Genomic DNA, 16,360 nt, shown 5'->3' on the forward strand with positions numbered 1-16,360 from the left:
GAGCTTTAGGCCATAGTATGCAGTTACCGAGAAAAATTTTGGGAGCGACCGGTAGTCGGGATTTTTACCCGCTAGAATCGTTCCAAATGTAGAGCGACGAAAAGCATTTGCGCAATACCCCAAATATAAAAAATGACAAAATTCTGTAGGTAAAATGGAGCAACCTTCCGCAAATCTTCATCTACAACGTGCTAGCGCATTTTTTGGGAATAAAAAATCTGAAAAAAGTTTCAAAAATATTTTTTTATTTTTTGAAAGGCCGAATTCAGGCGCCTAACCACTGATAGGCAGCGGCTTCTTCGGTGAATAATTTGGTGTGGTAGCCGTGCTCAGGCCGGGTGGCGGCACTGATGGCGGCCACCGAGCTGGGCTCCGGCTGCCGGGCGGCGCGCAGGGGCGAGATGAGGAAGGCGATGCGCACCGGCGCAGCGTAGCGGCCCGGCAATTGCGGGAAGAAATCGGTTTCGACCCATTGGTTGACTTCGGCCGAGACGACTTCGTTGCGGCGGCGCAGGTCGAGCAGCCAGCGCGGGCAGCCGAGGGCATCGGCGGCGGCGAGGATAGCGAGGTAGCCGGCCTGTAGCTCGGCAGCGGTGATTTCGCGCTGCCAGCGGGCCACGATGGCCGGCAGGTCGGGGCGCGGGGTGATTTCGAGGCCAAAATTGGGCATGAACCGGGCAGGCGTTGAGAGTCAATTCACAAGGTAAGGGCAAGGTGGGGCTGTGCCCAAAGGCAGGAGCGGTGGGGGTTACCTTTGCCGGCCTGCGCCGTAAAGCTGCCTTTCTACGTTACTCATGCTGCCTTCTGCTGATTCGGCTCCGGCCCACGACCCGTACGCGGCCCTGCGCGTGCCCGATTTTCGCCGCCTGGTTTCGACCCGCACGCTGCTCACGGTGGCCACGCGCATTCAGGGGCTGGTGGTAAGCTGGCAGATTTATCACCTCACCGGCGACCCGTTGGCGCTGGGCCTCATTGGGCTGTCGGAGGCCATTCCGAGCATTGTGGTGTCGCTGTACGCCGGCTACGTGGCCGATACCGTGCGCCGCAAGCGCATTGTGGTGTTGGCGCTGGCGGTGCTGGTGCTGTGCGCGGCGGCCCTGGCCGCGCTGGCCAGCCCCTACGGCATCGGGCTGCTGGCCAAGGGTTCTCTTTATACGTTTCCGCTGTACGCGGTGATTTTTGTGAGCGGGCTGGCGCGGGGCTTCATGGGGCCGGCGCTGTTTTCGTTTATGCCGCAGCTGCTGCCCGACCGCGCCCTGCTGCCCAACGCCATTACCTGGAACAGCACCACTTATCAGGCCTCGGCGGTGCTGGGGCCGGCGCTGGGCGGCTTTCTGATTGAGCCACTGGGCGTGGCCTGGTCCTACGCGGTGGGGCTGGGGCTGCTGGTACTGGGCTTGCTGCAGTTCGTACGCATTGCCGACCGGCCGCTGCCGCCCATGGAAGGCGAGCGCCTGAACCTGAAAGACAGCGTGCTCAGCGGCCTGCGCTTCATTTTCGGCAACCAGCTGGTGCTGGCGGCGCTGTCGCTGGATATGTTCGCGGTGCTGTTTGGCGGGGCGGTGGCGCTGCTGCCGGTGTTTGCTTCCGACATTCTGAAAGTGGGCGCGCGCGGCTTTGGGCAGCTGGAGGCGGCGCCGGCCATTGGCTCGGTGCTGATGGCCGTTTTCCTGACGTATTACCCGCTGAAGCGCAAGGCGGGGCTGAAGCTGCTGGGCGCGGTGGCAGGCTTTGGGGTGGCTACCATCTGCTTCGCGCTGTCGAAAAACTTCTACCTGTCGCTTTTCCTGCTTTTTATGACGGGCGTGTTCGACTCGGTGTCGGTGATAGTGCGCTCCACGCTCATCCACGTCTACACGCCGGAGTACATGAAAGGCCGGGTGTCGGCGGTGAACAACATCTTCATCGGTTCCAGCAACGAGATTGGGGCGTTCGAGAGCGGTACGGCAGCGCGGCTGCTGGGCACGGTGCGTTCGGTGGTATTCGGCGGGCTGATGACGCTGCTGGTGGTGGCCATCACCACTTGGCGGGCCGACAAGCTGCGCAGGCTGGAATCGGGTACCAAATAAAAAACTGTGCGTTGGCGCAGCTTAGTCGCAGAGCGTGGGCAGGGCGGGGTTGGCAGCATATTGAAACATCATCTCAAGCTGGGCCAGCGTGGCCCGGTCGTTGGATAGGGGCAGGACGGGCAGCTCAGAACGATGCACCCAGCGGGCCTGCGCGGTTTCGGACGTTTCGGCTTGCAGGGCGCCGCCCGTGGCCCGGCACAGCACGAAGGCCTTGTACACATACCAGGGCTGCGGCGGATGGGCGTGGCGCTTCTTATCGAGCAGGGCCAGCAGGCGCACGGCCTCGGCTTCGAGCCCGGTTTCTTCCCAGGTTTCCTTCACGGCTACTTCGAAAGGTGTGTAGCCGATGTCGGCCCAGCCGCCGGGCAGCGTCCATCGGTTGCCGTCTGATTTTTCCTGCACCATCAGCAGCTCGTCAATCCCGCGAAACAGTACGGCCCGCACATCGACTTTGGGCGTGGGGTAGTTGGTTTCGTTTGCAAATAGGGCGTTGAGCTGGGCTACGGGCTCGCCGGTGAGCAGGGCCATCAGGCGCAGGCTCAGGTCGTGCACTTCCTGGTAGCGTTCCTGGTCGTAGGCGTTGGGCTCGTAGGCCAGGCCGGCCTGGGCAATGGCTTGCAGGCGTTGGGCGATGCCCAGAAAATCAAAATCAGGGTTCATCAACAGACAATAGAAAAATCAAACGGCGCCGTCCAATAAAGCGGCGTATTGCTCCGGCGTATCCACATCGAGCAAGCCGGCCGGAAAATCCACGCGTTCCACCGCCGACCCATAGCCTGCAATGAGACGGCCCGCCCCGGCCTGCCCTTGCAGCCGCAATAACTCAGGAAACACGCTTTTGGCGAAAACGGCGGGCACGCCCAGCGTGTCGCCATACGCAGCGGCCACAATGGGAGTCTGCGTGTCCTGCTGTCGTTGCGCTAGTTGCCTCAGTAACTCCGGCGTCACGTGCGGCTGGTCGGTGAGCATGATGAGCACGGCGCGCGGCTGCGCGGGCAGCACAGCGGCCAAGCCTGTGCGAATGGAGGATGCCATGCCCGTTTCCCATTCCACATTGTGTACGGCCTGAATAGGCAGGCCGGCCACTTGGGCGGCTAAAGCTTGGTTTAAGGCCCCTGTCACTAGCACAATGGGCGCGCAGCCGCTGGCCACGGCCGTTTCGGCGGCGTGACGAAGCAGGGTCCGGCCGCGGTAGGCCAGGAGTTGCTTGGGCTGGCCCATGCGGGCGGAGGCGCCGGCAGCCAGGAGGATGAGGGCAGGAGGAGTGGGAAGCATTAAGGCAGGAAAGCGTTGGCAGAACGTGTATCCCGAAGCTCCTGCTTCGGCTCGTTGAACGACTTGCGCGCGGGCCGAAGCAGAGCTTCGGGATACACGTTCTGTTTGCTTTGGACTACACTGATTTCGTGCCCAGAACCTTCTCCGGTGTGATGGGCAGGTCGCGTACGCGCTTGCCGGTGGCGTGGAACACGGCGTTGGCCACGGCGGCCGATACGCCAACCATCGAAATCTCGCCGATGCCCTTCACGCCCATGGCGTTGATGTAGGGGTCGTGCTCGTCGATGAACTCCACGGTCATGTCCGGAATGTCGGCGTTCACGGGAATGTGGTAGTCGCCGAGGTCGGCGTTGGTGTAGCGGGCGTAGTGCGGGTCGCGGGCGGTGGCCTCCATTAGCGCCGCGCCGATGCCGAAGATGCTGCCGCCGATAATCTGGCTGCGGGCCGTTTTGGCGTTGAGGATGCGGCCGGCACCGTGCACGCTCACCCAGCGCGTGACGCGCACGGTGCCCAAATCGGGGTCGACCTGCACCTCGCAGAAGTGCGCGCCGAAGGAGTGCATGGAATGCTTGGCTTCCGATTCGGTGTTGTTTTGGGGCCCGGCGGGGTTGCTGGGGCGACCGGTTTCGTAGCCCGCCCCGTACTTGCCTTGGCCGGTGCCTTCGATGTCGTCTAAGCCCGCGCGCTTCATCAGGGCCATGAAATTTTCGCCTTTAGCGGCGTCTTTTTTCAGTTGCAAGCGGCCATTTTCGGTGGTTACGTCTTCCGCTTTGGCCTGAAAAAGCGGGGATTTGGGGTCTTTGATGGCGACTTTGGTGAGGCGTTCCCACACGTCCTGCGCCGCCATGTACACCGACGACGACACCGTGCCTGCTGCCACCGAGCCGCCCGAGTTGGGCGCGGTGGGCAGCTTGGTGTCGCCTAGCTCGAAGCGGATTTTGTCGGGCGCTAGGCCCAGTGAGTCGGCGGCTACCTGCGTCATCACGGTGTAGGTGCCGGTGCCGAGGTCGGTGGCGCCGGCCTGCACCACGGCGTGGCCGTCGGCGTAGAGGCGCACGCGGGCGGTGCCCTGCGAGTTGTGCACCGGGTAGCTGGCCGTGGCCATGCCGTAGCCCACCAGCAAGCGGCCGTTGCGGGTGGCGCCGGCCTTGGGGTTGCGCTTGCTCCAGCCGAACAGTTCGGCGCCGCGGGCGTAGCACTGGCGCAGGCTTTTGCTGCTCCAGGGCTGGCCGGTGCTGGGGTCTTTCTCGGCGTAGTTGCGCAGGCGGATTTCGATGGGGTCGAGGCCCAACTGGTAGGCCAAATCATCCATCGAACACTCAATGGCAAATGAGCCCGGCGCCTCGCCGGGAGCCCGGGTGAAGGTCGACGTCATCACATTGGCCCGGCCCAGCTCATAGTGCGACTCGAAAGTGGGGCAGTCGTAGAGCAGGTTGATGATTTTGCTGTTGGCCTCGGCGTAGTTGTCCCAGGGCGAGGTGGTGGAGGTTTTCTCATGGATAAGTGCCAGCAGCTTGCCTTCCTTGCTCGCGCCCAGCGTGAGGGTCTGAGTCTGGTCTTCGCGGTGGCCCATGCTCGTGAACTGCTGCGGGCGGCTGAGCACCAGCTTCACCGGCCGGCCCACCGCCTTGGCGGCCTGCACCGTGAGCACCGTGTGCGGCCAGCACGAACCCTTGCAGCCAAACCCGCCGCCCAAATACTTGGTGATGACGCGCACTTGGTCCTGCGGCAACCCCAGGTAGGCAGCCAACGCTTTTTGGGTGCGCGTCACGCCCTGGGTCGATTCGTACACCGTGAGTCGGTCGGGGGCTTCCCAAATGGCCGTGGTGGCGCCCGGCTCCATGGGATTGTGGTGGTTGATGGCGTGCGTGTACACGGCCGTCATTTTGATGGGCGCGTTGGCTAGGGCGGCCCGGGCATCGCCGCGGCGGGTGTAGCCGTCCTGCTTGCCGTCCTGAATTTTCTCGGGGTTGAAGAGCTGGGCGCGCTTGTCGGTGTAGGCGGCAATGGGCGCTTCGGCCGCGTAGTTCACGCGAATGAGCGCGGCGGCCTGAGTGGCGCGCTCAAAGGTATCGGCCACCACCAGGGCCACGGGCTGGCCGGCGTAGTGAATGACGTCCGACGTCAGCGGCAGGAAGCCCATGGGCGCGCCAATGGCTTTTTTGCCCTCGGGGTCGTTGGGCGTTTTGGCCAGCTTGGGCAGGTTGAGGTGCGTGAGAATCTGCAGCACGCCGGGCTCTTTCATCGCCAGGCTAGTATCGATGCTCTGCACGCGACCCTTGGCGATGGCGCTGGTTTTGAGTACGCCGTACACCAGGCCCGGCAGCGGGTATTCGGCCGAGTATTTGGCCTTGCCCATCACCTTGTCGCGGCCATCCACGCGATTGAGCGGCTTGCCAACGACGCCGGGCGTGGGGGAAGTTTCGAAGAAAGCGGGTTCGTTTTCCATGGAAAGGCGAAAATTCAAACGATGTAGAGACGCGTATTCGCGTCTCGTCGCGTGCTGAGGTTGTTTAATTATTTGTCTGAACGTTCCGGTTGCATCGTTCAACGACGAGACGCGAATACGCGTCTCTACGCCGCCGACAATTCCAGCAGCGCCCGCACCAGCGTGTTCTGTGCCAGCTCCACCTTGAAGCGGTTCTGCTCCCGCGGCTGCGCATCGCGCACGGCGGCAGCGGCGGCGGCCCGGAAGGTAGCTTCGGTGGCCGGCGCCCCGGTCAGGATTTTCTCAGCTGCCACTGAGCGCCAGGGTTTGGTGCCCACGCCGCCCAGCGCCACCCGCGCCGAGCGAATCTGCCCGCCCTGCACATCGAGCCCCACGGCAGCCGAGGCCAGCGCAAAGGCATAAGAGGCCCGGTCTCGCACCTTCAGGTACATCGACTTGCGGGCGTGCGTGGCGGCCGGCACCGTCACCGACACAATGAGTTCGCCGGGCTCCAGCACGGTTTCGCGCTGGGGCGTGTTGCCGGGCGTCACGTGGAAATCGACCAGCGGCACGCGGCGTTGCTTGCCCTTGGCGTTTTCGAGCAGCAGCACGGCATCGAGGGCCGCCAGGGCCACGCCGAGGTCGCCGGGGTGGGTGGCAATGCAGGCCTTGCTGCCGCCCAGGATGGCCAGGTTGCGGTTCTCGCCCTCCTGCGCCGGGCAGCCCGAGCCGGGGTTGCGCTTGTTGCACGGAAACGCCACGTCGCGGAAGTAGCCGCAGCGCGTGCGCTGCAGCAGGTTGCCGCCGATGCTGGCCATGTTGCGCAATTGCGGCGATGCGGCCAGCAGCAGCGACTGCGAAATCGCGGGGTAGTTCTGCACCACCAGCGGGTGCTCGCCCACGTCGCTCATGCGTTCCAGCGCGCCAATGCGCAGGCCGTCGGCCGTCTGCTCAACGCCTTTGAAAGGCACCATGTTGATGTCGACCAGCTGGCTGTGGTTTTCCACGTTCAGCTTCATCAAGTCAAGCACCGTGGTGCCGCCGGCGATGAAGGCCGCGCCCTTGGTGCCCGTCACAGCGGCCGTGGCTTCTTTGGCCTGATTAGCTTGGAGGTAGGAGAAGTTGTTCATAACTCGCTTCTGATTACAGAAAGAACGTCATGTCGAGCGCAGCTGAGACATCTCGCTCGCATCGTCTGACGATTGATTTACTATAGCGCGCGAGATGTCTCGGCTGCGCTCGACATGACGGGCCAATGCACCACGTTGCTACCCCTTAAACCCACTCTTCTCTACCTCGCGGATGGCCGCCACGATATTGGGGTAGGCCCCGCAGCGGCAGAGGTTGCCGCTCATCCACTCGCGCACGTCGCCGTCGGTTTTGGCATGGCCCTCTTTAATGCAAGCCACGCCGGACATGAGCTGGCCCGGCGTGCAGTAGCCGCACTGGAAACCGTCGTGGTCGAGGAAAGCCTGTTGCAGCGGGTGCAAATCTTCGCCCTTGGCCAGGCCCTCCACGGTGGTGATTTCCTTGCCCTGATTCATCACGGCCAGGGTGAGGCAGGAGTTGACGCGTTTGCCATCGACCAGCACGGTGCAGGCGCCGCACTGCCCGTGGTCGCAGCCTTTTTTCGAGCCGGTGAGGTCGAGCTTTTCGCGCAGCGCGTCGAGCAGGCTCACCCGCGGCTCGGCTTTAAAGCTGCGCACGGTGCCGTTCACTTTCAAGCGCATCTCGCTCACGCCCTCCACCTTTTTGGCCATGGCCGTCAGGCGCTCGGCCTGGCCCACCAGCGGCGGGGCCAGGGCCAGCCCCAGCAGCCCCGAGGCCTGCTTCATGAAAGTGCGGCGGCCGTCATCAGACGGCAGCTCGTCGGAACCGGAGGGGGCGGGGGTAAAATCGTCGGTCATAGCGCGCGAGTATTTGGGCGGGCTACTAATACTTGATTTACATCGGAATTGTTGGCGAATGGCCCCGCCTTATTGACCGGATAAAGAGCAGCTTAAATAGTGCATTATGGTGGAGCTGCGATATTCAGCGGGGTGTCCGGAGTTGCTTTAAACAAGAACGAGGTAGGAGTTGGGCTTGCCCCGTCCGGCCGTACGCGCCGAATCCACGCCGTCGCAACGGTTGCGTTCGATGACAGGCAGACCGTGCCACGCTCTTACATCCATCGCTCAATTTCTACTCCAAGCGCACATAAGGCCGCATCTTTTCGATATCGGCCGGCTTTAAAATCGGAATCTGCTTCAAATCCTCCACCGATTTGAAAGGGCCGTGCTGCTGCCGGTAAGCCACAATAAGCCGCGCCCGCGGCTTGCCGATGTAGGGCTGCAAGTACAGCTCATCGAACGTGGCGGTGTTCAGGTTCACGGCCTTAGGCGCGAAGCCAGGCGCTACAAAGGTGTATTTCTTGAGGCTGTCGCGCAGGTCGGGCGCGTCGCGCAGCACGAAAACCTCGTCCAGTTGGTCTTCGCGCACGTAGCCGCCCAGCTGGTTGCGGTACTTCACCACCCACTTGGCTCGGCCCGCGCCGATGCCGCGAATCTGCATCAGCTGCGTGGTGTCGGCCAGGTTCAGGTCGAAGGGCTGCAGGTTGCGGGGTTTGCGGGGAAACTTGGTAGGGGCCGCTTCGCCAGCGGCGAAGGGCGGGAACTTGCCATCGGGGCCGGGGCGGTTGGTGGCGTAGTCGCGCTTGGGCGCCTCGTCGGGCAACTGCATGAACGGGGCCAGCCGCTGGTATACCGAGTCTTCCAGCCCGTACATCTTTTTCACCTGCGCTTTGGCCTTGAAGCCGCCCGCTGCCTCGCGGTATTTCACGATGCGCGCGGCCACAAAGTGCGGCACGCCGCGCGCCTCCCAGCCCTCGGCGGTGAGGGCGTTGGGGTCGAAGGGGCCAAGGCGCACCTGTGATACGGCCGGGTAGCGCGGCTCACGGCGCTCAAATTTCTTGTATTCGCGTTTTGGATAACGTGATGCAAAGCCGCGCTCCACCGTCCGATGCTCTTTCAGCTGGGCAGCCAATGCATCGAGGCCCTTTTGGTCGGCCGCCGGTAGGTAAGTCGGCAGCTCTGGCCGCAGCAGCAAGGGCGCCACAATGGTGAGCAGCATGAGCAGCAGCAGCCCCGCCAGGCCCCGGGCCTCGCTGCGCGAGTAGCCAAAGGAGCGCCGCACCCAGCGCATGGGAGCGGAGTTTTCCCAGGACCGTGGCGGGCGGGGCAGGGGAGGAGGGGCCATAAGCAGGAGCGGCCGGCCAGCGGCCCAAGTGGGTAGAAGGGAGTACAGAAGGCCAGCCCATTAGGCCAGCTACTGTGCAATGATAGGAATAAATCTATCACTTCTGCTACCCAGGCGAGGCACCCAGCCCCGCACCTAGCTGCGCGTGCGGTTGGTGCTGGGCGTGCGGTTCACCTTGCGGGTGGGGCCGGGCCGTTTCACCGTCACGGGCAGGGGGCCGCCGGGCAGCTTGGTTTCCTGGGCTATCCAGCTGTGCACCAGCTTGAGCGCCTCGGGGGAGAATACGGCTTGCGGAGCCGCATTCACCAGCGGCCACTGGGCCGGCGGGGCCTGAAACAGGTGGTTTACGCCGGTGAGCTTGTAATTCGTGGCGGTGCGGTTGGCACGGCGCAGGGCCTTGTAGAGCGGCGTCATGTTGCGCCGGGCCGATACCTGCAGGTCGGCTGTGCCGTTGAGCAGCAGCACCGAGCACTGCACCTTGTCGAGCTTGGCCTGCGGGTCGAAGTCGAAGAAATAGCGGGCCCAGGGCGAGGTGAGCTGCACGGCCCGGGCGCGGGCCATACTGCCGTCGAGGCCCATGTTGGCGCCGGCCAGCAGGGCGGCTACTTTGGTGCGGGCCGCGGCATTGTCCGGCGTTTGGCGGATGATGCCCACCGTGCGCTGGTACACGTCCTGCGCGGCCTTCACCTGGGCCGGGTCGGCCCCAATGAGGCGCATGATTTCGCCCTGCTGGCGCAGCAGCACGTCGTAGCCCGTTTGCCCGTAGCCGGCCAACGACACCACAAACGCCGGCGCCCGGCCGGCCCCGGCGGCCGCCAGCAACGCCACGTTGGCTCCTTCGCCGTGGCCCAGCAAACCCACGCGGTGCGCCGACACCAGCGGGCTGTTGCGCAGGTACGCCAGGGCCGCCTGGGCGTCGGTCACCAGGTCGGCGGTGGTGGCGTTGGCGTAGGTGCCCCCCGATTTGCCCACGCCCCGGTCGTCGAAGCGCAGCACGGCCACGCCGTGGCGGGTGAGGTAGTCGGCCAGCTGGCCAAACATGCGGTAGCCCGGCACTTCCACCTCGCGGCTCTGCGGGCCCGAGTCGGACAGCAGCACCACGCCCGCAAACGGCCCTTCGCCGGCGGGCACCGTGAGCGTGCCGGCCAGGCGCTGCTTGGTGCTGGGATTGGTGAAGGTGACGTCGCTTTGGCGGTAGGGCGGCGTGGCCTTGAATTTGGTGGCCGCCTGCGTCGAGGCCATCGCGCGCTTCAGCACCATGGGGGCTGTCACGCCGGGCTGCTTCCAAGTGCCGGTAAGCGTGGCGCCGTCTTCCTGAATCTTGCCCACGAAGCTGCTGCCCGCCTGCTCGATGCGCAGGGTCAGGTCATCGTCCTTCACTTCCACATCGACCGGCATGCGGCTGATGCGTTGCTGGGGCGCATCGAGGGCGGCGTAGTAGGTGCCGTTGGTGAGCGGCACGATGGTGATGACAATGGTGATTTCGCCGCCAAGCAGCTTCAAAGGGCCACGCCACTGGCCATTAAGCGGTGCGGGAGCCAGCGGCGCGGCAAGCACCACTGAGAATTGGATAATTGAAGCCAGAAAAAATAATGCAGCCTGTATAAATCTTGTCATGAAATCAGACAATAAATCGGTCTTAGAATAGCTTGTTGAGGCAAAGTTATACTGAAAAGTACAACAAATGTTTTTAAAATTTTCAGTCGGTTGGCTTTGAAATACCCAATTGTTGAATAAAAAAGGCCGCTCTGACTAGAGCGGCCTTAAATGGTGAATATGAAGCTTTACTTCTGGCTATTTCCGGGAATGTTGCGCTATCCAGTCGCCGATAAGCTGGAGCGCTGCCGGCGAAAAAGTCTCTTCGATAGTGCCATATTCTTCTACTGCGCCGGTGGCGGCCGTCTGGAAAAGGTGGTTTAGGCCGGGCAGTTCTTTGATGGTTACGTCGCGGTTGTTGCCGGCTTTCAGGCCCGCGGCCGTGGCGGCAAGGTTGAGCGCGGCGGGCACCTGCACATCCTTACTGCCGCCGAGGGCCAGCACCGGGCAGTGCACCTTGGGCAGTGTTTGGGCGGGGCGGTCGGCCAGCAGGTGGCGGTAGTCGGGCGAGGTGAGCAGGGGCAACTGCGGCTCCACCTGTGCGGCCAACTGCGGGCTGATAGCGGTGTAATAAGCTCGCAGCTTGGTTTTGGCCTGCGCGTCGTCGGGCGTTTGCTGAATGATTTCCGTCATGGCGCGTTGCATCTTCTCGGTGGCGGCCAGTTGGGCGGCGTCGGAGGTTTGCAGGCGGGCCAGGGCCAGCGACTGTTGCACAATCAGTTCGTTGCCGGGCAGGGCCGGGGCGGCTAGCAGCACCAGAAAATCGGGCCCGCTCGCCTGGCCGGCCGCACCAATGGCCGCCGTGCCGCCCTGGCTGTGCCCCAGCAGCCCCGCGTGGTTTTTCTGCACGGCGGGCTGGGCGCGCAGCCAGGCCAGCGCCGCTTGGGCGTCGGTGGTGTAGTCGGCGCTGGTGGCGCCTTGCAACGTGCCGCCGCTCTGGCCCACGCCCCGGTCGTCGAAGCGCAGCACGGCCACGCCGTGGCGGCTGAGGTAGTCGGCCAGCACCGCAAAGGGCTGGTGGCCAAAGGCCGATTCGTTGCGGTCTTCGGGCCCCGAGCCGGTGAGCAGCGCCACGGCCGGAAACGGGCCTTTGCCGGCGGGCACGGTGTAGGTGCCGGCCAGCGTGACACCGGCCTTCTCGTTGCGGAAGGTGACGTCGGTAGCCCGGTAGGGAAAAGGCGCCTTAGGTGTTTGCGGGCGCTTAGCCACGCCAGTGCCCCGACTGAGCGTGAGCGGAAACGTGCGCGGCCCCTGCTGCCATTCGCCTATCAGCTGCTGGCTGTCGGCGGAGCGGCGGCCCACAAAGCGCGCCGCCGGCTGGCCCAAGCGCAGGTACACGCTGTCGCCGGGGGCCGTAAACTGCAGGGGCAGGCCCTTCGCCTGCTGGGCCGGAATATCGAGGCTGGCCATGCGCGGCCCGGCAGCCGGGTCGGTGAGGTGAATGGTGAAACCTATGGGGCCAATGGTGCCGGTCCAGTCGCCGGTGAGGCTGGGGCGGGCCGTTTGGGCCTGGGCGCTGGTGAAGCCCAGCAGCGCGGCGGCGGTAAGGAAAAGGCGGGTAAAAGTGGGCATGGGAAAGAGCTGGTTGGATGACGATGCAATGGTAAGGAGATAATTAGACAAATTTCTAATTATTGAGAGACTGATTTGCCATCCTGCTGTGTTATTCAGACTAGAAACTGACCGCAAGGCTTGCTACTTGCTGACTATGTGGAAGATGCTTAGCGGCATATAGCGCATTGGAAATACACGCTTCTGCACTATAATTGGTATAAATGAACAACGGCTGGTTCTTGTACATCGTTAATGCACTAGAGCCTTTTGCTGGCTTTGTTAGCGAGAATAAGAAAGACTTTTTCCCTGCTTTATCTGGAAAAGGAATTGGTAATTGAGTATTGGTTTTTAATAATAGTCCGCACACTTCCAAGAGAATATCCTTCCAAGTAGAAATGGGTTTGACTGTTCCATTAGGCAACCGAAGCTGCTTAGGCTTCTGGCCTTGCGGTAGATTCAGTTGATGCAACTGACTTACATCCGTAAAAGCGGTTTCTTCGGCCTCTTGCTTTGCGGAATGCTTGGGTTGCTTAGTGGTAACAGGTTTACTCTTCGGAGCGAAATCGGCCGTGGGGGCCGGTGATGGAATCGTGCTTTCAGCGACCGGGAGGTGAATGCCGTGGCCGCTCAATGCTGCATCAAGCCACCGAATCAATTGCAGGGCCGCGGCAACGGGCTCCTCATCCCGCAGATTCAAGGTTTCGATAGGTTGGTAATGCGAGTGAGCTGGCGAATAGCAATGCCAGTTCAGGCCATCGGTAATGAAAAACGTCTGAGGCTTCAGGGAAAAAGCGTAGCCAATGAGTGCTCCAACGTGACCGAGCTTATCGAGGCTTTCGCCAAGCTTTTTAGCTTCGATAACCGCACGGATATTGCCGACAGCATCTTTCAACACATAGTCCAGCGACTGTTTATTTTCGACCGTTCGTTCTGGCTCAACCATGCGCACATTGGTCGTGTCCCAGCCCAAGCTGCGCAAAATTGGGTCGATTAGTGCTGCTCGAGTTGCTGCTTCGTTTTTCTGAAAAATTCCGGGGTTGGCAGCCGCGTTTGAGCGAATCTGTTGAATAACCTGATAGATAGAAACAAGTGGACTTGCAGATGTCATGGGCGGGAAGCGACGCGAAGTAAGGCGTAATGTTAAGTAAAGCCCGGCATTATTGAGCACATCTTGCGCGAATGCAGTAAAGCCCTGCTTATGGCCTCCACCCCCGCCGTACCTTCGCGCCTCCAGCAAATGCCCGCGGCCGAAACCTTCGGGGCCGGTTTTGCTGTTAGCTCGTTTATGCCCAAAAAAGACGCTTTGCAGGTGTCGGCCCCATCCGACAACGCCATTGATGCCCTCGACCCGCGCGAATTCATCCTCATCAAAAACGCCCGGGTTCACAACCTCAAAAACCTCAGCGTGGCCCTGCCGCGCAACCAGTTCATCGTCGTCACGGGCCTGAGCGGCTCGGGCAAGTCGAGCCTCGCCTTCGATACCCTGTATGCTGAGGGACAGCGCATGTACGTGGAGAGCTTGAGCAGCTACGCCCGCCAGTTTCTGGGCCGCATGGACAAGCCCGACGTGGACTACATCCGCGGGATTTCGCCGGCCATCGCCATCGAGCAAAAGGTCAGCATCAAGAACAACCGCTCGACGGTGGGCACCAGCACCGAGATTTACGACTACCTCAAGCTGCTGTTTGCGCGGGTGGGCAAAACGTTCTCGCCCGAGAGCGGCGAGCAGGTGCGCAAGGATAACGTGGCCGACGTGGTCGATTTCCTGGCCGCGCAGCCTGAAGGCACCCGCGCCATGATACTGGCCCCGCTGCACCGCCCCGACCCCAGCCGCCCCATGAGCAAGGAACTGGATTTGCTGCTGCAAAAAGGCTACAGCCGCGTGGTGGTGAACGGCGAAACCTCGCAAATCGAGGACTTGCTAGGGGAGGGGCGGCCCGAAGTGAAGGGCGACGTGTTCATCATGATTGACCGCGCCGTGCTGCGCCCTGATGACGAGGACTTGCTTTTCCGCCTGTCCGACTCGGTGCAAACCGCGTTTTTTGAAGGCCACGGCACTTGCCTGGTGCAAATGTCCGGCGCCGAACGTGAGCCGGAAACCCGCACGTTCTCCGACAAATTCGAGCTCGACGGCATCACGTTTGAAGAGCCCAGCGTCAATTTCTTCTCCTTCAACAACCCCTACGGCGCCTGCCAGACCTGCGAGGGCTTCGGCTCGGTGCTGGGCATCGACGAGGACCTGGTGATTCCGGACAAGAGCCTGACGGTGTACGAAGGGGCGATTGCGCCGTGGCGCACCGAGAAGCAGGGCGAATGGCTGAAGCCGCTGCTGAAAAACGGCATCCGCTTCGACTTCCCCATCCACCGGCCCTACAATGAGCTGAGTGAGGCGGAGCAGCGCCTGCTCTGGACCGGCAACAAGCACTTCCAGGGCCTCGATTCCTACTTCAAGTGGGTGAGCGAGCAAACCCATAAAATTCAGTACCGCGTGCTGCAGAGCCGCTACCGGGGCCGCACCACCTGCCCCGACTGCCGCGGCACCCGCCTGCGCAAAGACGCGCAGTACGTGAAAATCGACGGCCGCAGCATTGCCGACATCGTGCTGCTGCCCATCTCCGAAGGGCTGAAGTTCTTCGAAAACATGAGCCTGAGCGAGCACGACGCCAAAGTGGCCGAGCGCCTCGTGACGGAAATCACCAACCGTCTCGGCTACCTCAACCGCGTAGGCCTGGGCTACCTCACCCTGAACCGCCTGAGCAACACGCTGAGCGGCGGCGAAAGCCAGCGCATTTCGCTGGCCACCTCGCTGGGCTCGGCCTTGGTGGGCTCCATGTATGTGCTCGATGAGCCGAGCATTGGCCTGCACCCTAAGGATGCCGAGCAACTCATCGGCGTGTTGCGCTCGTTGCAGCAGCTCGGCAACACGGTGGTGGTGGTGGAGCACGAAGAGAAGATGATGGAAGCCGCCGACCAGATTATTGACATCGGCCCTGAGGCCGGCAGCGGCGGTGGCAACCTCATGTTCCAGGGCACCATGGAGGCGCTGCTGCAGGACACCAGCACCTACACCGGCCAGTACCTGAGCGGCCGTCTGGAAGTGCCCGTGCCCAAGGTGCGCCGCCCCTGGCGCAACGCGCTGGAGCTGACCGGCGCCCGCGAAAACAACCTCAAAAATGTGAGTGTGAAGCTGCCCCTGGGCGTAATGACGGTGGTGACGGGCGTGTCGGGCTCGGGCAAGAGCACGCTCATCAAGCGCATTCTGGCGCCGGCCCTGATGAAGATGCTGGGCGGCGGCGCAGGCGAAAGCACCGGCAAGTTCGACCGCCTCACCGGCGTGAACGGGCAGGTGACGCACGTCGAGTTCGTGGACCAGAATCCCATCGGCAAATCGTCGCGCTCCAACCCCGTCACCTACGTAAAGGCCTACGACCAGATCCGGACGCTGTTTTCGGAGCAGCCGCTGGCCAAGGCGCGCGGCCTCAAGCCCTCGCACTTTAGCTTCAACGTGGACGGCGGGCGCTGCGAGGTGTGCCAGGGCGAAGGCCAGGTGAAAATCGAGATGCAGTTCATGGCCGACATTTATTTGACCTGCGAGGGCTGCGGCGGCCACAAGTTCAAGCAGGACATTCTGGAAATCAAATTCCAGGACAAAGGCATTGACGAGGTGCTGGAAATGACGGTGTCCGACGCCGTGCAGTTCTTCCAGGGGCAGCCCAAGGTAGCCGAGCGCCTCAAGCCGCTCGAAGACGTGGGGCTGGGCTACATCCGCCTCGGGCAGTCGGCCAACACGCTGAGCGGCGGCGAGGCCCAGCGCGTGAAGTTGGCTTCGTTCCTCACCAAAGGTGCTACGCTTCAGCAGGATAAGATTCTGTTCATCTTCGATGAGCCCAGCACAGGCCTGCATTTCCACGACATCGCCAAGCTGGTGGGCGCCCTCAACGCCCTCATCGAGCAAGGCAACTCGGTGCTCATCATCGAGCACAACATCGACATTATCAAGTGCGCCGACTGGATTATCGACCTCGGCCCCGAGGGCGGCCTCAACGGCGGGCACCTGCTCTTTGAGGGCACGCCCGAAGACATGGTGAAGCTGAAAGACACCAACCACACCGCCCGTTTCCTGGCAGAAAAGGTGTAATTTTGAAATTGTTTGGGGCGCAACGGTTAGGCTAAAACCAGCCTGAGCGTTGCGCCCCAACAGTTT

Annotated in this window: 12 protein-coding genes; 2 read left to right on the plus strand and 10 right to left on the minus strand. The window is 62.4% G+C overall.

Features of this window, described 5'->3' with window-relative positions:
• Positions 1 to 265: 265 nt before the first annotated feature.
• The gene (locus MTP16_RS09105) at positions 266 to 670 is read right to left on the minus strand and encodes a hypothetical protein (protein ID WP_243518570.1); all 405 of its coding nucleotides are present in this window, start codon (positions 668 to 670) and stop codon (positions 266 to 268) included.
• Between the two features lie 124 nt (positions 671 to 794).
• On the opposite strand from MTP16_RS09105, the gene MTP16_RS09110 reads away from it, so the two are divergent.
• Complete coding sequence (locus tag MTP16_RS09110; RefSeq protein ID WP_243518573.1) at positions 795 to 2,069, plus strand: MFS transporter; 1,275 nt, start codon at positions 795 to 797, stop codon at positions 2,067 to 2,069.
• 21 nt (positions 2,070 to 2,090) lie between these two features.
• Here MTP16_RS09110 and MTP16_RS09115 read toward each other — a convergent pair whose 3' ends face one another.
• From MTP16_RS09115 to MTP16_RS09155, 9 genes are all read right to left on the minus strand, one after another.
• A complete protein-coding gene (locus MTP16_RS09115; protein ID WP_243518576.1) occupies positions 2,091 to 2,729 on the minus strand; it encodes an NUDIX hydrolase in 639 nt (212 codons plus the stop codon).
• Positions 2,730 to 2,747: 18 nt separating this feature from the next.
• Positions 2,748 to 3,344: a nucleotidyltransferase family protein gene (locus MTP16_RS09120; protein ID WP_243518579.1), complete on the minus strand. Its 597-nt coding sequence runs from the start codon at positions 3,342 to 3,344 to the stop codon at positions 2,748 to 2,750.
• 115 nt (positions 3,345 to 3,459) lie between these two features.
• Positions 3,460 to 5,793 (minus strand): xanthine dehydrogenase family protein molybdopterin-binding subunit, encoded by a 2,334-nt coding sequence (locus MTP16_RS09125; RefSeq protein WP_243518583.1) that lies wholly within the window; start codon positions 5,791 to 5,793, stop codon positions 3,460 to 3,462.
• Positions 5,794 to 5,918: 125 nt separating this feature from the next.
• The gene (locus MTP16_RS09130) at positions 5,919 to 6,902 is read right to left on the minus strand and encodes an FAD binding domain-containing protein (RefSeq protein WP_243518586.1); all 984 of its coding nucleotides are present in this window, start codon (positions 6,900 to 6,902) and stop codon (positions 5,919 to 5,921) included.
• A gap of 138 nt (positions 6,903 to 7,040) precedes the next feature.
• Positions 7,041 to 7,679 carry a (2Fe-2S)-binding protein gene (locus tag MTP16_RS09135; protein ID WP_243518588.1) on the minus strand — a complete coding sequence of 213 codons (639 nt, stop codon included), beginning with the start codon at positions 7,677 to 7,679 and terminating at the stop codon, positions 7,041 to 7,043.
• A 274-nt stretch (positions 7,680 to 7,953) separates the two neighbouring features.
• A complete protein-coding gene (locus tag MTP16_RS09140; RefSeq protein WP_243518591.1) occupies positions 7,954 to 9,006 on the minus strand; it encodes a ComEA family DNA-binding protein in 1,053 nt (350 codons plus the stop codon).
• A gap of 135 nt (positions 9,007 to 9,141) precedes the next feature.
• Entirely contained in the window at positions 9,142 to 10,566 is a 1,425-nt protein-coding gene (locus tag MTP16_RS09145) for an alpha/beta hydrolase family protein (RefSeq protein WP_243518595.1), read from the minus strand.
• Positions 10,567 to 10,800: 234 nt separating this feature from the next.
• Entirely contained in the window at positions 10,801 to 12,174 is a 1,374-nt protein-coding gene (locus MTP16_RS09150; RefSeq protein ID WP_243518610.1) for an alpha/beta hydrolase family protein, read from the minus strand.
• Positions 12,175 to 12,274: 100 nt separating this feature from the next.
• Positions 12,275 to 13,264 carry a type I restriction enzyme HsdR N-terminal domain-containing protein gene (locus MTP16_RS09155; RefSeq protein WP_243518613.1) on the minus strand — a complete coding sequence of 330 codons (990 nt, stop codon included), beginning with the start codon at positions 13,262 to 13,264 and terminating at the stop codon, positions 12,275 to 12,277.
• 177 nt (positions 13,265 to 13,441) lie between these two features.
• Here MTP16_RS09155 and uvrA point away from each other — a divergent pair, with 177 nt between their 5' ends.
• Positions 13,442 to 16,294 (plus strand): excinuclease ABC subunit UvrA, encoded by a 2,853-nt coding sequence (gene uvrA, locus MTP16_RS09160; protein ID WP_243520023.1) that lies wholly within the window; start codon positions 13,442 to 13,444, stop codon positions 16,292 to 16,294.
• Positions 16,295 to 16,360: the final 66 nt, after the last annotated feature.

It is taken from the genome of Hymenobacter monticola (assembly GCF_022811645.1).
GTDB classification, from domain to species: Bacteria; Bacteroidota; Bacteroidia; order Cytophagales; family Hymenobacteraceae; genus Hymenobacter; species Hymenobacter monticola.